Below are 20,006 nucleotides of genomic sequence, written 5' to 3' on the forward strand. Positions count from 1 at the left end.
GTCAGTGCGTGCGCCGCCGGCCCCCGGCCTGGTCGGCCAGCATGCGCAGGCCGCTGAGCAGCCCACCGACGAGGTCGCCCTCCCGGAAGGACGCGACCATGCTCATGACGGCGAGCTTGGCGCCGCGGTCGGGCAGCCGCACGCGCGCCTCGGCGCCGGTGATCACCTCGACGATGCGCTGCCCGGGGCTGACCGCCACCAGCACCGCCTCGCCGGAGCCCTCCAGCCGGGCGTGCAGCTCCCCCGCCCGCGCGGTCGGCTCGTCGCCGAGCTCGCCCAGGTAGACCGAGAAGCGCAGGCCGGTCTCCCGGCTGGCGAGCGTGAGCGCCTCGTCGATGCGGCTGAGCTGCACCGGGGTGAAGGGGTGGTCGGCCACCGAGGGCTCGACGAACACCTCCGCGGCCGAGACGCGCCCGGAGGACGTCACGACGGATCCGGTCGGCAGGTCCTCGGGGACCGCGACGGCTCCGTGACCGTGTCCGCTACCAGCTGCCACGGGCACCTCCTCGCTCACCGGCCACCGCGTGACCGTCCTGGGCAGGGGCGAGCTGCGCACCCTGCGGGTTGGCCGTCCACCACATCGGCTCGTGCGCCCACGGCTGGCCGACCCGGTACCGGGGCCGGCGCGCGGAGCGCGGACCGATCACGAGCGCGGCCACGAGCAGGTACAGCGCGATCGACGGGATCGCGTACCAGAGGATCGACACCAGCACGTCCACGAGTGAGAACCTAGCCGATCGACGCCCGTGGTCTACGGTGGCGTCCCGTGCGTGCAGTGGTCACCGGCGGAGCCGGCTTCATCGGATCGAACCTCGTCGACGGACTGGCGGCCCGGGGCGACGAGGTGCTCGTCCTCGACGACCTCAGCCACGGCAGCGAGGCCAACCTCTACGCCGCCCGGGAGCGCGGGGCGCGGCTCGCGAAGGTCGACATCCGCGACGCCGAGGCGGTGCACGGTGAGATCACCGCGTTCGCCCCCGAGGTCGTGTTCCACATGGCCGCGCAGATCGACGTCCGCACGTCGATGGTCGAGCCCGCCCGCGACGCGGCGACCAACGTGCTCGGCTCGCTCAACGTGTTCACCGCCGCGCTCGCCGCGGGCGCGCGCCGGGTCGTCAACACCTCGACCGGGGGCGCGATCTACGGCGAGACCACCCAGGTGCCCACCCCGGAGACCGCCGCCACCCGCCCGCTGTCGGCCTACGGCCTGGGCAAGCGCACCGTCGAGGAGTACGGGGCGTGGTTCGGCCAGGCCCACGGCCTCGACGTGCTGACGCTGCGCTACGGCAACGTCTACGGCCCGCGCCAGGACCCCAAGGGCGACGCCGGCGTCATCGCGATCTTCTGCGACCGCGTGCTCACCGGCCGCACCCCCACCGTGTTCGGCGACGGCCGCCAGACCCGCGACTACGTGTTCGTCGGCGACATCGTGGGCGCCAACCTGCTCGCCGCGGACGCCGTCGACCCGGCCCACGCCGTCTACAACGTGGGCACCGGCACCGAGGTCGACATCCTGGCGCTGATCGAGGCCGTGGCGCGCGCCGCCGACGTCGACCCGGCGGCGTTCGCGCCCGCGCACGAGCCCAGCCGGGCGGGTGAGGTGCTGCGCAGCTGCCTCGACGTCACCCTGGCCCGGGCGGAGCTCGGCCTGCCCGAGCCCACCCCGCTCACCGACGGCCTGCGGGCCACCCTGGACTGGGTCCGCACCGTCTCCTGACGCTCACCAGGCGGGCGGCCGCCGGGACCCGTCCCAGCCGGACACCGCACGCAGCTGGGCGCCCAGCTCCAGCAGCAGGGCGTCTTCGCCCGCCCGGCCCACCAGCTGCACCGACACCGGCAGGTCACCCGCGAACTCCACCGGCAGGCTCAGCGCGGGCTGACCGGTGAGGTTGTAGGTGGCGGTGAACGGGGTGAACCGCTTCTGCCGCTCGAAGTCCTCCGCCGGGTCGCCGCCCGCGGTGAACCACCCCACCGGCCGCGGGAGCTGCGCGAGCATCGGCGTCAGCACGACGTTGACGCCGGCCGCGGCCTGGGTGCCGACGACGCGGCGGGTGAGCGCGATCGCCTGCTGCGTGGCGTCGAGGTACCGCGGCCCGGAGATCGCGGAGCCGCGGTCGCGCCACCAGCGCGTCAGCGGCTGCAGGAGCGGCTCGGCCTCCGGCGGCACCGGGTGCCCGTGCGCGAGCACCGCCCACAGCACCTCGAAGACGGGCAGGAAGTCCTCGTCGAGCCCCGGCGCGAACTCGACGACCTCGTGGCCCAGCCCGGCCAGCAGCTCGGTGACGTGGTCGTAGGCGGCGAGGCAGGCCGGATCGACGACGGCGTCCGGCACCGGGGGCGTCGCGTAGCGCCCGATCCGCAGGCGTCGCGGCGCCGCCCGCAGCGCCGCCGCCAGGTAGCTCTCCGCGGGCCGCGCGAGCAGCGGGTACGGCTCCCCCGGCACGACCGCGGCCAGCACGTCGAGCATCGCGGCGGCGTCGTCGACGGTGCGGGCGAGCGGCCCGGACACCGACATCCCCAGCGGGTCGCCACCCGCCGGGCCGCGCGAGACCAGCCCGCGGGTGGTCTTGAGCCCGACGAGCCCGCAGCAGGCGGCGGGGATCCGGATCGACCCGCCGCCGTCGGTGCCGTGGGCGAACGCCACCAGCCCCCCGGCGACCGCCGCCGCCGCTCCCCCGCTGGACCCGCCCGCGAGCCGGGTCGTGTCCCACGGGGTCACGGCAGGCGGGCGCCCGGCGGGCTCGGTGTAGGGCGGCAGCCCGAACTCCGGGGTGGCCGTCTTGCCCACGCTGATCGCGCCCGCCTCGCGCAGCAGCCGGGCCGCGTCGTCGTCGACGGTCGGGACGTGGCCCGCGTACACCCGCGACCCGAAGCCGGTCGGGACCCCGGCCGTCAGCGCCAGGTCCTTGATCGCCGTCGGCACGCCGAGGAACGGCGCCGGGTCGCCCTCGGCCAGCCGCTCGTCGGCCACCTTCGCCTCCGCCAGCGCCCGGTCGGCGGTGACGGTGGCGAACGCGCCCAGGTCGCGCTCGGTGATCCGGCGCAGCGTGTGCTCCACCAGCTCGACGGCGGACAGCTCGCCGCAGCGCAGTGCCGCGGCCTGGTCGAGTGCGGTCAGGTCGTGCGGGGTGGTCACCGCTGCGGTCTACCACAGCCACAGAGGCCGGCGGGCGTGCCGAACCCGCTAACGGTTGCACCCGATTGGACGACACACGTGGGGACGGCAGAACGGTCGAGCCGTCGTACACGGCGGTCGGGGGAGGAAGCACCGTTGATCTGGACCGATGTGATCGGCGTGCTGTCCTGCGTGCTCGTCGTCACCGTCGTGCGCGCCACGCGGATCTCGCCCCCGGCGGACATCGCCCCACCCATGCGCGCACCCATCCGCGTCGCGCTGCTGATGGGGATGGCGATCACCACCGCGAGCAGCAGCTTCGTGATCGTCCATGGCCCCGAGGCGATGCGACTTCCTGTCGTGATCGTCACCGTGCTGTTCGCCCCCGGTTACGCCCTCGTCGTGTTCCGCCGCCTCGACGACGCCGTCGACGAGCTCGTGCTGGCCGTCGCGCTGAGCCTCGCCCTGCTGGTCGTCACAGGCACTCTCATGGCCGGCTTCGGCCTGTGGCAGCCCGGCGTGCTCGTTTCGCTGTCCACGGTCGTCACCGCCCCGGCGCTGGCGTGGCACGCCACCTACCTGTTCCTGCTCCCCGCCGCCGCGACGAGGGTGCCACCGGCCCGTGACTGACCTGAAGATCCCCAGCGTGTCCCGCGTCCGGCTCAGGACGGCGACGCCGGGCGGACGCACGTGGCACCCGGTGCTGATCGTCGCCGCGCTCTCGCTGTGGGCACTGTCCCTCCCCGCGGTGGATCTGAGCCGGATCAACGGCTACGGACTGATCTCCGTCCTGCCTCCGACGTACTTCGTGGCGATCGGGATGCTGTGCGCCGGGTTCGCGGCGGCCCTGGTGGGCTCCGCCGGTCCACGCACGTTGTTGGCCTACCCTCTCGCCCTGCTCACGCTGTTCCACCTCGTCGTGCCGATCGTGTTCGCCGAACCGCGATACTCCTACGTCTACAAGCACATCGCTGTGGCCCGCTACATCTCCGAGTTCGGCGGGATCGACCGGACGGTCGACATCTACCACAACTGGCCGGGGATCTTCGCCGCGGCAGCGGTGTTCAGCGACGTGGCCGGACTCGACCCCGCCGTGTTCGCGAACTGGGCCGACCCGTTCTTCGCGACATGCGGGGCGTTGGCCGTGTACTTCCTGGCCCGCAGCCTGACCACCGACCCCCGCCGCGTCTGCGTCACGGTGTGGCTGTACGTGATGACGTCGAGCGGCTCGCAGGTCTATTTCGCTCCGCAGTCGCTGGGCTTCTTCCTCGCCCTCGTGGCGCTGGGGGTCGGGATCCGGTGGCTGGGCCCGACGGCGTCGGACCGGACCCGCCCGCTCTTCCGAGCCGTCGAGGGTCGCATCGTCGCGAGGGCCGGCCGACTGCTGACGAGGGCACCCTGGGTCTCGCACCTGCGGTTGCTGCCTGTCGGCGCCGCGCACCTGCCCGGCTCCGTCCCGCTCGCCCGCGGGGCGGTCGGTGGTCGTGCCGCGGGGGGAGCACTCCTCCTGATGGCCACCGCCGTCGTCATCACGCACCAGTTGTCCCCGTTCTTCCTCGCGATGTGGCTCGGGGCGCTCGTCGTGTCGGGCCGGCTCCGTGCATGGTGGATGCCGGTCGCGGTCGTGGGTCTGATGGCCTTCTGGATCTACCTCTCCTACGACTACATCTCCCTGCACTTCACGCTGTTCGCCTTCGACCCGTTCGAGAACGTCAAGGGCACACAGGCATCGATTCCCGCGCCCGGCTCGCCCGAGTTCCGGATCGTCGGCCTGTCCGCACGGGTGCTGATCGTCCTCATCGTCGGCGCCGCCGCGCTGTCGTGGTGGCCGGCCCATCGGTCCAGACGCGAGACGTTCGTCTGGATCGTGGCGGTCGCCCCGGCCGTCGTGCTGCTGGTCCAGTCCTACGGGGGCGAGGCGATCTACCGCGTCGTCATGTTCATGCTCCCACTCGTGTGCTACCTCGCCTCGCGTGCGATCGCCACGCGACCGCGCCGGCGCCCACGGCTGCGGATACTCGTCATGGGCGTCACCAGCTTTCTCGTCTCCTCCCTCTTCCTGCTCAACTACTTCGGACTGGACCAGGTGAACAACGTCCAGCCGCAGGAGGTCCGCGCCAGCGAGTGGTTCGAGACCAACGCACCCCCGGGCGCGATGCTCGCCTACCTCAACGGCTACGCCCCGACCCCGGCCACCGCCGCCTACGCCGAGCACCTCAACGTCGACGGCAACTGGGGAGGTGGGATCTTCTCCGACACCCGGTTCGCGGGCTACGCGGGACGAGCCCTCACCGCTGCCGACCTCCCCGACATCATCGAGACCTGGCGCTCCATGTCGAGATCGGGTGAGGTGTTCGTCATGATCGGTCCCACGCAGATCGCCGCCGTCGAGACCTACCAGTACTCGCCTCCCGGTTCGATCAGGAAGTTCGTGTCCGCGCTGCTGAACGACCCGGCACTCCAGATCGTCTACCAGGACGGAGATGCCTACATCCTGCGGGTCGTGACGAGTTCACCGGAATGAGTGATCGTCGGCACGACCCGCCCAGGGTAGAAATCGCCGGTGCACACCGTCGCTCCCCGTCATCGTCCCCACGTCGACGGCGGCGGCACGTGCTGAGCGCGACCGCCGGGGTGACCGCACTGGTCGCGGTGCTCGGTATCGGCCTGGCCAGTGCCACGTTCGATCCCGCTCCCCGTTCGAGCCCCGGCGTGTCGGTGTGCCCGACTCGGGAGCAGAGCGTGCCGAACACCGACGAACCGGTGGAGGTCGACCGTTCGGATCCGGCCGTCCCGATCTGGTCCGACGAGTTCGACTCACCGATGGGCACTCCCATCGACCCGGCCCGGTGGTGGATCGAGACCGGGGGTCTCGGCTGGGGCGAGGAGGAGTTGCAGGCCTACACCGACAGCCGGGCCAACGTGGGCTACAGCGGCACCGGCGACCTCGTCATCACCGCGCGGCGGGAACCCGGTGAGGGTGGCGCCCGGTACACCAGCGCCCGGGTGAGCACGTGCGGCACGTTCGAGTTCACGAGCGGGCGGGTGGAGGCCCGAATGCGGTTGCCCGAGGGGCAGGGACTGTGGCCCGCGTTCTGGTTGCTGGGCGCCCGGCAACCGTGGCCGCAGTACGGGGAGATCGACATCATGGAGTCGATCAACGACATGTCGGTGGTCGAGTTCAACACCCACCAGCCACTGCCCGACGGCACCGACTGGGAGAAGTCGAGCGCGTCACCGGTGCATCCCTCCGGCAGCTGGGCGAACGACTACCACGTGTTCGCGGTCGACTGGAGAGCCGACTCCCTGGAATGGAGCGTCGACGGCACGGTGTACGCGCGGACGACCCGGTCCGATACCCCAGCCGGGGGAGCATGGGTCATCGACGAATCGCCGCAGATCATCGTGCTGAACCTGGCCGTGGGCGGGTACCCGGGAGCTCCCGACGCCACCACACCGTTCCCGGCGGAGCTGAGGATCGACTGGGTGCGCGTCTACGCGAACGCGGACACCGACGTCACCCGTCAGCTCACCTGAACCCTGTCGGGCACCGGGAGGTACCACTCCTCCCATCCGTCGTAGTGCCCGGCGAGGGCGGCCCGGAACAGCAGCGGCCGGTCGATCCCGGTGATGAACGTCCGGGGCACGGTTCCGGCGGGTCTCGTCCTCACCGACTGTGCGTAGACCCTGGAGTAGCCGGCGTCCGCGGCCGCCTGCTGGGCCACCGGGGTCCAGTTGGCGGACTGGCCGAACGGGATGGCGAACTCGTCGACGTCCTCGCCCAGAACGTGCCGCATCCGAGTGCGAGAGGTTTCCAGCTCCGCCCGCGCCGTGGCGGCGTCGAGCCGGCCGAAGTCCGGGTGGCTGACCGAGTGGCTGGCCAGGCTGACCCCGGACTCGCGCAAGGCCGTGAGCTCGGCCCAGTCGAGCACGTGCGCCTCGCCGGCCGGGTGCCGTCCGTCGGCCCAGCCGGTGACGACGAACATGGTCGCGGGGATTCCGTGGTGGCGGAGCACCGGTGCCGCGTTGTGGAGCACGCTGCGCACGCCGTCGTCGAAGGTGAGGGCCAGCAGTCGCCTGGACGGCTCGGCCAGGACCTGGGCCGGGGTGGCGAAGGTCCAGCCGTCGTCCACGGCGATCTGGAGATGCCGTTCGAAGTCGCGGGGGCGGACGTCGTTCACTCCCCACGAGGGCGTACCGATCGAGTGGTAGGCCAGGATGCGCGCGGCGGACTCCGGCGGTCGCCGGTTCTCCCGCAGAGCGAGGACCCACCGGTCCCACCCCAACCGCCCGGCCACCGCCGAGCGGTACACCGCCTGGCCCGGACGGGAGCCCGTGAGGGCCGACCGGAACGCCACGACGTTCACCGTCGGGTGCCCAGCACGGCATAGGCGATCACGAGCGCCGCCCGGGCCGCGGCGCGCCGGACCGCACGGACGGCCGTCGCAGGCGGGCTCGCCAGACGCACCCAGGCCCAGGCGGTGCGCAGGCGCCACGCCCGGGTGTCCGTGGGAACCGCGCGATACACCCAGAGCACACCGTCGATGAGCGTCTCCGGTCGGAACCCCGCCCTTTCCACGGCCCACCGCAGCGGAAGGTCGTCCTCATAGAGGTGCCAGGCGCTGCTGCGCGAGCGCCTGCGCACGTCGTAGTTCGCGATGAGCAGGCCGCCGGGCCGCAGCGCCCGGTACAGCCGCTCGGCGGTCTCGGCCGGGTCGGGTACGTGCACCATCACATCAAGGGCGGTGACCAGGTCGAAGGCGTCTTCCCCCAGCTCGGCCGGCAGGTGCAGATAGTCGGCCTGCACCCCGCGACGCTCCAGCCGCCAGCGGGCCAGGTCGAGCAGGGGTTTGGAGACGTCGGCGAGAGTCACGTCGTAGTCCAGGGCGGCGAACAGCTGAGCGGTCACTCCGGCGCCGGACCCCAGATCGAGCATGCTGCCGCGACCCCGCGGATGCCGACCGACGCGGTCGGCGACGATGACACTCTCCGGATATCCGTAGCCGAGGCTCTGCAGATAGGCGTACCAGAGCAGGTCGAAGGACCACGACTCCACGGTGGCGTAGAAGTCGGCGAGACCGTCCGCCGAGTCCCTCGGGGCCGCCTCCCACTCCTCGACGCTGGTGTCCTCCCAGTGCAGGCAACGCTGCAGCGCCTCCTCGGGCGCCAGACCGTGGTACTCCGCAAGGTCGCCGAGCACGCCGTCGCGCGACGAACCTCCGCCCATCGGTCGAAGGGCGTCGCGGAACAGCGTCATGTTGGGGCTGTCGACGGCACGCCGGTGTGCTGTGGTCCACCTGGCGCGGGCAGGCGCTTCGGTCGAGGGGTCCTCGGGATCGAAGTGGGCGCCCTGCCCGGCGACGTCCTCACGGAGGACGACGATCGCGATCCGGTGGAAGACGCGCAGGACGGGGGCCAACCGTCGTAGTACAGGGCGGGCTCCTGTGAGCTCGGGCATCGCAGCCTCCAGGCTGGAAGGGACGAGAGAACCGCAAGACCGACCGGCACATGGTCCTGTCGGTTCCCACCTCGTCGCCAGGTCCCGCTTCGTTAGCGTGAGCGCCGCCACAGCGAAGCCCATCGGGCCAACCGGGCTGACGGCGGCGGGCGAAACCGGCCACACACCTGGGCCCCGCAGATGCTGCAGTCCGTGCCGCGCCGGTAGTGCTCGTGCACCGAGGCGGAATGACCGCATCGACAGGTGAGCCGACCAGACCCACCACCGTCGTCGGTCGCACCCATCCGACACCCCTTCCTCAACGGCACGTCTCCACAGGCGGGCACATCCCACCACATGTGGTGGGGGCCACGACGCGGGCACTTTGGCTACGTTGTGTTCACGCTCGACACCCCTTTTCGCCAGATGTTCCTCCGAACGGGTAACGCGGATCGACGCGCCGTCGACTAGAAGCCGTGAGTTGACGCAGAGCCGTCACGAACCCCGGAGGATCATCGATGCGCCACGGACCGCCTGCGAACGGAGAACGTTCCGTCGAGGCCGCGCCAACAGTCAGTGTCGTCATCCCGACGCTGAACGAGCGCGCCAACCTCGAGTTCGTCTTCGCCGCGCTTCCCGCCGGACTCTTCGAAGTCGTACTCGTCGACGGTCGTTCGACCGACGGGACGGTCGAGGAGGCTCGCCGCCTGATGCCCGGCGTCCGCGTGGTCCACCAGACCGGCAGGGGCAAGGGCAATGCGCTCGCCTGCGGGTTCCACGCCTGCCGCGGCGACATCATCGTGATGATCGACGCCGACTGCTCCACCGATCCGCAGGAGATCCCCGCTTTCGTGGACGCACTGCTCGGCGGAGCCGACTTCGCCAAGGGGTCCAGGTTCGTGGTGGGTGGCGGGAGCGACGACATCACCAGCCTGCGGCGGCACGGCAACCGGGCGCTGAACGGCCTGGTCAACGTCATGTTCCGGACCCGGTACACCGACCTGTGCTACGGCTACAACGCCTTCTGGTCCCGGTACCTCCCGGTCCTCGACCTCGACCCGGGACCGCGAGCAGACCCCACCACGATGCAGTGGGGCGACGGCTTCGAGATCGAGACGCTCATCAACATCAGGGTCGCGCGAGCCGGGTTGAGGATCTCCGAGGTACCCAGCTTCGAGAGTGCCCGGGTGTTCGGGGTGAGCAACCTCAACGCCGTCAGCGACGGGCTGCGCGTGCTGCGCACCGTCATGACCGAGTTCCGCCGCCCCAGGCCTGCGGTGGCGACGGGTACGGCGCCACCGGAGCTGATCGAGGTTGTCCCGCCCCCGGTCGAGCACGCCGAGGTCTCGCTGACGCCCGACCACGAGGCGCCGGCCGCCGTGGAACGGTCGAGCTCGTGACCGCCGTCGGATCGGAGTCGCGGGGAGCGGCCTCCACTCCCGACGCGCCGGTCGCCGGCTCCGGAAAAGCCGGCGGCCGGACCTTGCTCGGTCTGAGACTCGGCGACAAGCTCGAGCTCAACGCGATCGCCCTGATGGGCACTACGGTGATCACCGCGCTGTTCGGCCTCGTCTTCTGGGCCGTCGCGGCGCGCTACCCGGCCGCCGAGGTGGGCCGGGCCTCCGCGGTGATCTCCACCGCGATGATGCTCAGCATCCTGTCCAGCATGAGCGTCGGGCTGCTGTTCGCGCGTTTCCTCGGTTCCACCGGCGCACGGTCGCGACCGATGGTCCTGCTCGGCTACGCGCTGGGCGCGGCGGGCGCGGCCGTGCTCAGCATCGGTTTCGTCCTGTTCATCCCCAACGACGACCTGTTCACCAGCTGGGTGGACCGCGCCACCTTCCCGCTGTTGGCGATCACGCTGGCGCTGTTCACCCTCCAGGACTGGGTGCTGGTCGGGCTGCGGGCGGCCAAGTGGGTGCCGTTGGAGCAGCTGCTGTTCTCGGCCGGCAAGCTCGGCCTGCTCATGCTGCTCTCGTTGACGCTGGTGAGCAGCGGGATCGTGGTGGCCTGGGCTGTTCCCGCCGCCGTCGCCGTGCTGGTCGTCAGCGGTGTGCTGTTCCTGAAGGTCCTCCCCAACCGGCCCCCGCCCTCGGAGTCGGCCACGCAGATCCCGGGGCGGAAAGGCCTGAGCGTCATCCTGCTCGGCGAGTACGCGTCGGGAGTCACCACCGTCACGGTGCCGCTGGTGCTTCCCTTGATCATCGTGGCGCAGCTCGGTACGCAGGCCAACGCCTACTACGCACTGGCCTGGTTGATCAGCGACGCGTTCAACCTCTTGCTGTGGAACATCTACACCTCCTACATGGCCGAGGCGTCGAACGACCGCCGCAGCTCGTACACGCTCACCCGCCGGACGATCCGGATGGTCTGGCTCGTCGGGGGGCTCGGCACGCCGTTCCTGCTCGTCGCGGCACCGTTCCTGTTGTCCCTGCTCGGCGGGGAGTACTCGGAGGAAGGCACCACCCTGCTCCGGATACTGGCGATCGGACTGCCGTTCACGATCACCTACAGCACCTTCATCAGCATGTCCCGCGTCCGCCAGCTGATGGGTCGCGTCGTGTTCCTGCAGGTCCTGTCCGCCGTGCTCACGATCGGCAGCGCCGCGGTGCTCGTCGGCCCGTTCGGGATCAACGGAGTGGGCCTGGCCTACCTGGGCGCCCGGGTCGTCACCACCCTGATCGTCCTGATCCCGCTGCGCCGCATGCTGAAGGAGGACCGGCCCGAGGAGAAGCCCCTGGTCCAGCAGGAGGCGACGCCGTGAGCGCGTTCGGTGCGGGCGCACCGCAGCCGGAACGGTTGCGCGTTCTGGTCGCGGTGCATCACCTGATACTCGGGGGGAGCCAGACCAACGCGATCGACCTCGCCACCGGGGTGCGCGACCGCGGCCACGACGTGCTGGTGGCCGGTCCGGACGGTCCGCTCGTCGACGTCATCCGGTCGCGCGGCCTGCCGTACGAGCGGGTCGAGCTCGATCGGGCGGCCCTGGCGGCCCGGTCGTTCGGACGGTTGCGCGAGATCGCACGCACCTTCCGGCCGGACGTCCTGCACACCTACGAGCTGACCTCGACGCTCGTCGGCTACTTCGGTGCCCACCGGCGCGATCACGTACCGATGACGATGACGATCAACAGCATGGCCGTGCCGGACTTCATGCCGGGGTCGATCCCCCTGCAGGTCTGCGGGCCACTGATCGCGTCCGAAGTGCGGCCCCGCACCGGCTCGGTGGGGATCCTGGAGATCCCGACCGATTGCGTGGGCCAGCATCCCGGCGTCCCCGGGTCGGACTTCCGGACCGAGATCGGCGTCGATGACGACGAGTTGCTCGTCGTCATCGTGAGCCGGTTCGCCCGTGTGCTCAAGCAGCAGGGTCTGGAGACCGCGATACGGGCGGCGGCCCGGCTCGCGCCACGTCACCGGATGCGGTTGGTCCTGGTGGGCGACGGTCCGGCCATGCCCGATCTCCGGGTCCTCGCCGACGCGACCAACGCCGAGGCCGGACACGACGTCGCGGTGTTGACCGGGGAGCGACCCGACCCTCGGTCGGCGTATGCCGCGGCCGACGTGGTCATCGGGATGGGCGGCTCGCTCCTGCGCGCGATGGCCTTCGGCAAGCCCTGTGTGGTGCAGGGGGAGAACGGATTCTGGCGGTCGCTCGACGCCGGCTCGGCGCGCGAGTTCCGGTGGCACGGGTTCTACGGCATCGGCGACGGCGGGACCGGTATCGACGATCTCGTCGACATCCTCGACCGCCTGCTGGCCGATCGGAGCCTCCGGAAGGAGAACGCGGGGTTCGCGCTGGACCTGGTGCGTCAGGTCTACAGCCTGGACCGGGCCGTCGACGCGCAGCTCGACTGGTACCGGCGGACGCTCGCCGAGTACCGGCCTCCACCGGTGAGCGAGCTCGCACGGACGACCGTGACGGTGGCCGGATGGTTCGGCAAGCGGGTCGTGCGCCGGATACGTGGCACCTCCCGGGAGGACGAGTTCAACTCCCGGGATCTCATCGCGCCGGGCATCCGCGCAGCCGTCCCCGACTCGTTCACTCCGGAGCCGATCGCGGCGACCCATGCCAACGGCTGAGCCGGGCGCGCGGACGGCGATCAGCCGGGGACCGAACCTGCGACACCCGAGACCGAGCGCCACGGTGATCGTGTGCTGTTTCACCGACCGACGCCGGGCCGAGATCCTCGTCGCCATCGCCTCCGTCCGGGCGCAGACCGTCCCGCCGGACGAGGTCGTCGTCGTGGTGGACCACAATCCGGGCCTGCTCGCGTGGTTGCGCGACGAGCTCGCCGGAGTAGTCCTCGTACCCAACACGGGCAGCCGTGGATTGACCGGAGCACGCAACACGGGTGTCGAACGGAGCGGGTCCGACATCGTCGTGTTCCTCGACGACGACGCTGCCGCGGAACCCACCTGGCTGGCCGACCTGCTGAGTGAGTACGCCGATCCCGACGTCGTCGCCGTCGGCGGGCGCATCGATCCCGACTGGGCCGGCACGAAGCCGCCGTGGTTCCCGGCCGAGTTCGGCTGGGTCGTCGGCTGCAGCTACACCGGCCAACCGCGCGACCGTGCCGTGGTCCGGAACGTGATCGGTGCGAACATGTCCTTCCGGAGGCAGGTGGTCAGGGAGGTCGGCGGGTTCCGCCAAGAGCTGGGGCGGATCGGCACCCTGCCCGCCGGATGCGAGGAAACCGAGCTGTGCATCCGGGCCACCGCCCGGACCGGCGGCCAGGTCGTCTACCAGCCCCGGGCCGTGGTGTCGCACCGGGTGTCGCCGGACCGCGGGAGATGGTCCTACTTCCGGTCCCGGTGTCTCGCCGAGGGACGGTCGAAAGCCGTCGTCGCCCGGCTGGCGGGCAGCGACCAGGCCTTGTCCACCGAGCGCAGCTACGTCACCCGAGTGCTACCGGTCGGCGTACTCCGGGCGCTGCGGGCCGGGGTGGCCGGGGATCCCGGCGGGTTCGGACGCGCAGCGGCGATCGTGGCCGGGTTGGTGCTCACCGTCACCGGCTACGTGGGGGGGCGAGCCGGTCGCCGGTGGCCCGCCGCCCCGGTCTCCACAGTTCCGCCGCAGCCCCCTGCGGCACCCGGACCCGGCATCTGGTGCGGGCAGATGGAGCTGTCCGGCGGCGACGGGTTCAGCGCGGCCGCGCCACATCGGCCCGGGCAGAGCACCGCACGTGTACTCGTCCGGCTCCACGGTCGTCCGCTCGGGTACCTGTCGGTGCCTGCGCCGGACGGCCGTCTCGACGCGGACGATCTGCGACGACGGGCCTGGGAGACCTACCGCGACCGAATCACGGAGCACCTCGGGGGCGACGGCCACGACGTCGGACCGGCGGACCGGGGTGCGCCGCCTCCCCTACCGGGACCCACACACACCTGCACCGACCGGCTCGAACCGGTGGAGACGGTGTCCGTCGTGGTGTGCACTCGGCAGCGCAGCGACATCCTTGCCGGCTGCCTGGCCAGCCTGCGGGATCTCACCTACCCGCGGCTGGAGGTGATCGTCGTCGACAACGCGCCCGTCGACGACGCTACCCGCGACCTCGTGCGGCGGGTCCAGGAGCTCGACGCCCGGTTCCACTACGTGGTGGAACGGCGACCGGGGCTGTCATGCGCGCGCAACGCGGGTCTGGCGCACGCCACCGGGTCGATCGTGGCCTACACCGACGACGACGTCGTCGTCGACCCCCGGTGGGTCGAGGGGATCGTCCGCGGCTTCAGAACGGGGTCCGAGGTCGCCTGTGTCACCGGGATGGTCTGCTCGGCTGGAATCGACGGCCAGGTCGAGGCGTACTTCGACGCGCGTGCAGCGTCGTGGTGGAACAGGTGTCGGACAGAGCTGTTCGAACTGCGGAAACCACCTCTCGACAGTCCGTTGTTCCCCTTCACCCCCGCCGCGTTCGGTACCGGGGCCAACTGCGCGTTCGACAGGACCTTCCTGGTAGGGAGCGGAGGCTTCGACGAGGCCCTGGGCGCGGGCAGCCGGACGCGGGGCGGCGAGGACGTCGACAAGTTCGTGGACACGCTGCTCCGCGGACGTGCGATCGTCTACGAGCCCTCGGCGATCGTGTGGCACCATCATCGCAGTGACCGCGCCGGGCTGCTCCGTCAGATGTTCGGCTACGGCAGCGGTCTCACGGCATTCGTTGTCAAGCTCCTGACCCGCAGGGCCACCGCGGTCCAGGTCGTCACCCGCATACCGCTCGGGGTCAGGCGGGCACTCGGCAACCGCGCGGCCACCAGCAGGTCGCTCGCCTCCGTGCCCGTACCGCGGGGTGCGGCTCTGGTCGAGACGATCGGGATGCTCGCGGGTCCGTACCTGTACGCCGCGGCCCGGCGCGGGAATCACCGACAGCGAGCCGGGCGTAGGTGAACCGGACGACGGTCCCTCAGCCGCGCCCTTCGACCCTGCCGACCCACGGAGGCGCAACCACGCCCTCGCCGACGTCGTCGTCCCGTACACCACCACGCCGCGGACCCCGTGCACGGTCACCCCGCGGCTTGGCGTAGGAAGGAGCATCGTGACCACCCCACCGCAACCCCTGGGCATCGCCGTGATCGGCGCCGGCTACTGGGGGCCGAACCTGGTGCGCAACGCCCAGGCCACCCCGGGCCTGCGTCTGCGCTACCTCTGCGACCTCGACGAGTCCCGGGCGAAGCGGGTGATCGGCGACTACTCGACGGTCGCCACCACCGGCTCCCTGCAGCAGGTGCTGGAAGACCCGGCCGTCGACGCCGTCGCGATCGCCACCCCGGCCTCCACCCACTACGCGGTGGCCATGGCCGCGCTGGAGGCGGGCAAGCACGTGCTCGTCGAGAAGCCGCTGGCCCCCACGTTCGAGGAGGGCCGGGAGCTGGTGCTGGCCGCCGAGCGCCTGGGCCGCGTGCTCATGCTCGACCACACCTTCTGCTACACCCCGACAGTCCAGCACCTGCGGAGCATGGTGCGTGGCGGCGAGATCGGCGACCTGCAGTACCTCGACTCGGTCCGCATCAACCTGGGGCTCGTCCAGCCCGACGTCGACGTGCTGTGGGACCTCGCCCCGCACGACCTGTCGATCATGGACGCGATCCTGCCCGACGACGTGACGATGGTGTCGGTCTCCGCGCACGGGTCCGACCCGGTCGGCGCCGGACACGCCTGCGTCGCCCACCTCACGGTGCACCTGTCCAACGGCAGCCTCGCGCACGTGCACGTCAACTGGCTCTCCCCCACCAAGGTCCGCACGATCATGGTCGGCGGCTCGGCGCGCACCGTGGTGTGGGACGACCTGAGCCCCACCCAGCGCCTGTCGGTGTACGACCGCGGTGTGGAGCGGCTCGCGTCCGACCAGCTCGACGCCGAGGGACGCGCGGCGACGATCGTGTCCTACCGCACCGGCGACATGGTCGCGCCCGCCCTGCAGGACCGTGAGGCGCTGCGCGGTGTGATGGCCGAGTTCGCCGCGTCGATCACGCAGGGACGCGCCCCGCTGACCGACGGCTGGTCCGGTCTGCGCGTGCTCGCCACGCTGGAGGCGGCGTCGGAGAGCCTCGGCAAGCAGGGCACACTCGTCCCCATTCGTGGAGTCGACCGGGAGGACGTGCGATGAGTGCCGCACAGGAGCTCAGCGGCGGGCGGATGCTCGTCACCGGCGGTGCCGGGACGATCGGGTCCGCCGTCGTCGACCAGCTGGTCGCGGCCGGTGCCGCCGAGATCGTCGTGATCGACAACTTCGCGCGCGGGCGCCGGGAGAACCTGGCCGACGCCGCCGCGGCGGCCGGTGACCGGCTGCGCGTCGTCGAGGGCGACATCAACGACCCGGCCCTGATGGCGTCGCTGACGGCCGGGGTCGACGTGGTGTTCCACCTCGCCGCGCTGCGCATCACCCAGTGCGCCGAGCAGCCGCGCCTGGCGCTGGAGTCGCTGGTGGACGGCACGTTCACGGTGATCGAGGCCGCCGTGGCCGCGGGTGTGAAGAAGATCGTCGCGTCGTCGTCGGCGTCGGTGTACGGGCTCGCGGAGTCGTTCCCCACCACCGAGCGCCACCACCCGTACAACAACGACACGTTCTACGGCGCGGCCAAGGCCTTCAACGAGGGCATGCTGCGCAGCTTCCACGCCATGCACGGGCTCGACTACGTGGCGCTGCGCTACTTCAACGTCTACGGCCCGCGCATGGACACCCACGGCGTCTACACCGAGGTGCTGATCCGCTGGATGGAGCGCGTCGCCCGCGGCGAGCGCCCGCTGATCTTCGGTGACGGCCTGCAGACCATGGACTTCGTGCACGTCCACGACATCGCCCGCGCCAACCTGCTCGCCGCGCAGGCCGACGTCACCGACACGGCGTTCAACATCGCCAGCGCGCAGGAGACCAGCCTGGTGGGCCTGGCCCGCGACCTGCTCGCCGCCATGGACTCCGACCTGGAGCCCGAGTTCGGGCCGGAGCGTGCCGTCAACGGCGTCACCCGCCGCCTCGCCGACATCTCCGCCGCCGAGCGCGAGCTGGGCTGGCGCCCGGAGATCGAGCTGGTCCCCGGGCTGCGCGAGCTCGTGGCCTGGTGGGCCGCCGAGAACGCGGTGTCGGTCGGGAGCACAGGCACCCCGGCGTGAACACGATCCCCGTCATGCGCCCGCTGCTGGGCGAGGAGGAGGCGGCGGCGGTCGCCGAGGTCGTCCGCTCCGGCTGGGTGGCCCAGGGCCCGCGCGTCGCCGAGTTCGAGAAGGCGTTCGCCGCGTCCGTCGGCGCCGCGCACGGCGTCGCGGTGTCCTCGTGCACCACCGGCCTGCACCTGTGCCTGCACCTGCTGGGCGTCGGGCCGGGCGACGAGGTCGTGGTGCCCTCGTTCTCCTTCATCGCCACCGCCAACGCGGTGCGCTACTGCGACGCCACCCCGGTGTTCGCCGACGTGCTCCGCGGGTCCGGCAACCTCGACCCGGCCTCGGTGGCTGCGGTGCTCACCCCCCGCACGAAGGCCGTCATGGCCGTGCACCAGGGCGGCCAGCCCTGCGACGTCGATGGCGTGCGCGCCGTCTGCGGCGACGTCCCGGTGATCGAGGACGCGGCCTGCGCCGCGGGCTCGCAGCTGCGCGGGCGCCCGGTCGGCACCGGCGCGCTGCTCGCCGCGTGGTCGTTCCACCCCCGCAAGCTGCTCACCACGGGCGAGGGCGGGATGGTCACCACCGACGACGCCGAGTGGGCCGCGCGGCTGCGCAGGCTGCGCGAGCACGGGATGTCGGTCTCGGCGGCCGACCGGCACGCGAGCGGGAAGGTCGTGCTGGAGTCCTACGCGGAGACCGCGTTCAACTACCGGATGACCGACCTGCAGGCCGCCATGGGGCTGGTGCAGCTGGGCAGGCTGCCCGGGATGGTGGCCCGGCGCCGCGAGCTGGTGGCGCGCTACCGCGAGCTGCTCGCCCCGCTCGACGTCCGCCCGGTGGCCGACCCGCCGTTCGGCACCAGCAACCACCAGTCGTTCTGGGTGGAGCTGCCCGACGGCGCCCCCGCCGTCGCCGACGTGCTGGCCGCGCTGGCGGCCGCCGGGGTGTCGGGGCGGCGCGGGATCATGGCCGCGCACCGCGAACCGGCCTACGCCGGTCACCCGCACGCGCCGCTGCCGGTCACCGAGCACCTCACCGCCCGCACGCTGATCCTTCCCGTGCACCACGAACTGACCGAGGCCGACCAGCGGCGCGTCGTCGACGCCCTCGCCGACGCGCTGCTCCTCACCCCCGCCACCGGAGCACCGTGACCACTCCCGCCCCCATACCCCTCGTCGACCTGGCCGCGCAGCACGCGGCGGTGGCCGACGACGTCGCCGCCGGCTGGGCCGACATCCTGGCCCGCACGGCGTTCGTCGGCGGCCCCGCCGTCGCCGCGTTCGAGGCCGCGTACGCCGGGTTCGTCGGCACCGCGCACTGCGTCGGCGTCGGCAACGGCACCGACGCGATCGAGCTGGCCCTGCGCGCACTCGGCGTGGGGCCCGGCGACGAGGCGATCCTGCCGGCCAACACGTTCATCGCCACGGCCGAGGCCGTCGCCCGCACCGGGGCCACCCCGGTGCTGGTCGACTGCGTCGACGACACGGCGCTGATCGACCCGGCCGCCGCGGGCAAGGCCGTCACCGACCGGACGAAGGCGGTGCTGCCGGTGCACCTCTACGGCCAGGCCGCCGAGGTGGAGCTGCTCGCCGGGCACCTGCCGGACTCGGTCGCGGTCGTCGAGGACGCCGCGCAGAGCCAGGGCGCGCTGCGCCACGGGCGGCCCGCGGGGTCGCTCGGCCGAATCGCGGCGACCAGCTTCTACCCGGGCAAGAACCTGGGCGCCTACGGCGACGCGGGCGCCGTCCTCACCTCCGACGACGAGCTGGCCACGGCCGTGCGGCTGCTGTCGGCGCACGGCTCGCCCCGCAAGTACGAGCACTCCACGCTGGGCTTCAACAGCCGCCTCGACGCGCTGCAGGCCGTGGTGCTCTCGGCGAAGCTGAGCCGCCTGGCGGGCTGGAACGCCGACCGCCGCGCCGCCGCCGACCGCTACTCCGCGCTGCTGTCCGGCGTCGACGGCGTGCGCACGCCGGTGGTGGCCGAGGGCAACGAGCCGGTCTGGCACCTCTACGTGGTCCGCGTCACCGACCGTGACCGCGTGCTGGCCGAGCTCAACGCGGCGGGCATCGGTGCCGGCATCCACTACCCCACCCCGGTGCACCTCACGGGGGCGTTCGCCGGGCTCGGACTGGGCCCGGGGTCGTTCCCGGTCGCCGAGGCGATGGCCGGGGAGATCCTGTCGTTGCCGCTGTTCCCGGAGATCACCCCGGAGCAGCAGGAGCGGGTGGTCGGGGTGCTGGCCGACGCGGTCGGGGCGTGACGCCCGCCGGGGTGCGGGTGCACCCCCAGGGCCTGTGCGAGAGCGACGACGTCGGCGAGGGCACGCGGGTGTGGGCGTTCGCGCACGTGCTGCCCGGGGCCCGCGTCGGCCGCGACTGCAACATCTGCGACTGCGCCTTCGTCGAGGACGGCGCGGTGCTGGGCGACCGCGTCACCGTGAAGAACGGCACGCTGGTCTTCCGCGGTGTGACCTGCGAGGACGAGGTGTTCCTCGGCCCCAACGTGCTGTTCACCAACGACCTGCGGCCCCGGGCCGCCACGCGGGTGTCCGCCGACGACCTGGTGACCACCACGGTCCGCCGCGGGGCGTCGCTGGGCGCGGGCACCGTCGTGGTGTGCGGCACCGAGATCGGCGAGTACGCCTTCACGGGCGCCGGAGCGGTGGTCACGCGCGATGTCGCCGCGTACTCGTTCGTGGCCGGCAACCCGGCGGTGCACAAGGGCTGGGTCTGCCGCTGCGGCGCGCGGCTGGACGATGGGCTGACGTGCCGGAACTGCGCGGAGCGTTACGTGCTCGAGACCTCGGGCGAGGCTCTGCGTCGCGATGGCTAGACTCGACGCCTGCCGCAGGCCCG

At 72.0% G+C, this 20,006-nt stretch carries 18 protein-coding genes; 13 read left to right on the plus strand and 5 right to left on the minus strand.

Annotated elements, in window-relative coordinates; genetic code table 11:
* Window position 1: 1 nt before the first annotated feature.
* Both PHY01_RS06965 and ctaJ read right to left on the minus strand, forming a co-directional pair.
* Window positions 2–496, minus strand: a complete 495-nt coding sequence (locus tag PHY01_RS06965) for a DUF5130 family protein (protein ID WP_141277708.1) — start codon at window positions 494–496, stop codon at window positions 2–4.
* Window positions 483–719 (minus strand): aa3-type cytochrome oxidase subunit CtaJ, encoded by a 237-nt coding sequence (gene ctaJ, locus PHY01_RS06970; RefSeq protein WP_141277709.1) that lies wholly within the window; start codon window positions 717–719, stop codon window positions 483–485. The genes PHY01_RS06965 and ctaJ overlap by 14 nt, the downstream gene beginning before the upstream one ends.
* Before the next feature lie 47 nt (window positions 720–766).
* Between ctaJ and PHY01_RS06975 the strand changes: the two genes are divergently transcribed.
* On the plus strand, window positions 767–1,717 hold the full coding sequence (locus tag PHY01_RS06975) for an NAD-dependent epimerase/dehydratase family protein (RefSeq protein ID WP_141277710.1): 951 nt from the start codon (window positions 767–769) through the stop codon (window positions 1,715–1,717).
* A gap of 3 nt (window positions 1,718–1,720) precedes the next feature.
* Here PHY01_RS06975 and PHY01_RS06980 read toward each other — a convergent pair whose 3' ends face one another.
* Complete coding sequence (locus PHY01_RS06980) at window positions 1,721–3,136, minus strand: amidase (protein ID WP_141277711.1); 1,416 nt, start codon at window positions 3,134–3,136, stop codon at window positions 1,721–1,723.
* 135 nt (window positions 3,137–3,271) lie between these two features.
* Here PHY01_RS06980 and PHY01_RS06985 point away from each other — a divergent pair, with 135 nt between their 5' ends.
* The 3 genes from PHY01_RS06985 to PHY01_RS06995 all read left to right on the plus strand — a co-directional run bounded on the left by PHY01_RS06985 (window position 3,272) and on the right by PHY01_RS06995 (window position 6,652).
* Window positions 3,272–3,745 (plus strand): hypothetical protein, encoded by a 474-nt coding sequence (locus PHY01_RS06985; protein ID WP_141277712.1) that lies wholly within the window; start codon window positions 3,272–3,274, stop codon window positions 3,743–3,745.
* Window positions 3,738–5,639, plus strand: a complete 1,902-nt coding sequence (locus tag PHY01_RS06990) for a hypothetical protein (RefSeq protein WP_141277713.1) — start codon at window positions 3,738–3,740, stop codon at window positions 5,637–5,639. The genes PHY01_RS06985 and PHY01_RS06990 overlap by 8 nt, the downstream gene beginning before the upstream one ends.
* Window positions 5,640–5,728: 89 nt before the next feature.
* Window positions 5,729–6,652, plus strand: coding sequence for a glycoside hydrolase family 16 protein (locus PHY01_RS06995; RefSeq protein WP_170183676.1), 924 nt, complete (start codon window positions 5,729–5,731; stop codon window positions 6,650–6,652).
* On the opposite strand, the gene PHY01_RS07000 is transcribed toward PHY01_RS06995, so the two are convergent.
* The gene (locus tag PHY01_RS07000) at window positions 6,640–7,473 is read right to left on the minus strand and encodes a polysaccharide deacetylase family protein (RefSeq protein ID WP_170183677.1); all 834 of its coding nucleotides are present in this window, start codon (window positions 7,471–7,473) and stop codon (window positions 6,640–6,642) included. The two genes, PHY01_RS06995 and PHY01_RS07000, sit on opposite strands and share 13 nt — an antisense overlap.
* A 5-nt stretch (window positions 7,474–7,478) precedes the next feature.
* The gene (locus tag PHY01_RS07005) at window positions 7,479–8,534 is read right to left on the minus strand and encodes a class I SAM-dependent methyltransferase (RefSeq protein ID WP_170183678.1); all 1,056 of its coding nucleotides are present in this window, start codon (window positions 8,532–8,534) and stop codon (window positions 7,479–7,481) included.
* Between the two features lie 536 nt (window positions 8,535–9,070).
* Here PHY01_RS07005 and PHY01_RS07010 point away from each other — a divergent pair.
* The 9 genes from PHY01_RS07010 to PHY01_RS07055 all read left to right on the plus strand — a co-directional run bounded on the left by PHY01_RS07010 (window position 9,071) and on the right by PHY01_RS07055 (window position 19,983).
* Window positions 9,071–9,952, plus strand: a complete 882-nt coding sequence (locus PHY01_RS07010) for a glycosyltransferase family 2 protein (protein ID WP_141277717.1) — start codon at window positions 9,071–9,073, stop codon at window positions 9,950–9,952.
* Window positions 9,949–11,316, plus strand: coding sequence for a lipopolysaccharide biosynthesis protein (locus tag PHY01_RS07015; RefSeq protein ID WP_141277718.1), 1,368 nt, complete (start codon window positions 9,949–9,951; stop codon window positions 11,314–11,316). Before PHY01_RS07010 ends, PHY01_RS07015 begins: the two co-directional genes overlap by 4 nt.
* Before the next feature lie 53 nt (window positions 11,317–11,369).
* Window positions 11,370–12,635 (plus strand): glycosyltransferase, encoded by a 1,266-nt coding sequence (locus PHY01_RS07020; protein WP_170183679.1) that lies wholly within the window; start codon window positions 11,370–11,372, stop codon window positions 12,633–12,635.
* The gene (locus tag PHY01_RS27045; protein ID WP_281283600.1) at window positions 12,622–14,937 is read left to right on the plus strand and encodes a glycosyltransferase; all 2,316 of its coding nucleotides are present in this window, start codon (window positions 12,622–12,624) and stop codon (window positions 14,935–14,937) included. The genes PHY01_RS07020 and PHY01_RS27045 overlap by 14 nt, the downstream gene beginning before the upstream one ends.
* Window positions 14,938–15,085: 148 nt before the next feature.
* Window positions 15,086–16,156: a Gfo/Idh/MocA family protein gene (locus tag PHY01_RS07035; RefSeq protein WP_141277720.1), complete on the plus strand. Its 1,071-nt coding sequence runs from the start codon at window positions 15,086–15,088 to the stop codon at window positions 16,154–16,156.
* Window positions 16,153–17,160 (plus strand): SDR family NAD(P)-dependent oxidoreductase, encoded by a 1,008-nt coding sequence (locus PHY01_RS07040; protein ID WP_141277721.1) that lies wholly within the window; start codon window positions 16,153–16,155, stop codon window positions 17,158–17,160. The genes PHY01_RS07035 and PHY01_RS07040 overlap by 4 nt, the downstream gene beginning before the upstream one ends.
* Window positions 17,157–18,299 carry a DegT/DnrJ/EryC1/StrS family aminotransferase gene (locus PHY01_RS07045; protein WP_246085749.1) on the plus strand — a complete coding sequence of 381 codons (1,143 nt, stop codon included), beginning with the start codon at window positions 17,157–17,159 and terminating at the stop codon, window positions 18,297–18,299. The genes PHY01_RS07040 and PHY01_RS07045 overlap by 4 nt, the downstream gene beginning before the upstream one ends.
* Entirely contained in the window at window positions 18,296–19,411 is a 1,116-nt protein-coding gene (locus tag PHY01_RS07050; RefSeq protein ID WP_141277722.1) for a DegT/DnrJ/EryC1/StrS family aminotransferase, read from the plus strand. The genes PHY01_RS07045 and PHY01_RS07050 overlap by 4 nt, the downstream gene beginning before the upstream one ends.
* Window positions 19,408–19,983 carry an acyltransferase gene (locus tag PHY01_RS07055; protein WP_141277723.1) on the plus strand — a complete coding sequence of 192 codons (576 nt, stop codon included), beginning with the start codon at window positions 19,408–19,410 and terminating at the stop codon, window positions 19,981–19,983. The genes PHY01_RS07050 and PHY01_RS07055 overlap by 4 nt, the downstream gene beginning before the upstream one ends.
* Window positions 19,984–20,006 lie beyond the last annotated feature (23 nt).

Source organism: Pseudonocardia hydrocarbonoxydans (assembly GCF_006539565.1).
In the GTDB taxonomy this organism is placed as follows: domain Bacteria; phylum Actinomycetota; class Actinomycetes; order Mycobacteriales; family Pseudonocardiaceae; genus Pseudonocardia; species Pseudonocardia hydrocarbonoxydans.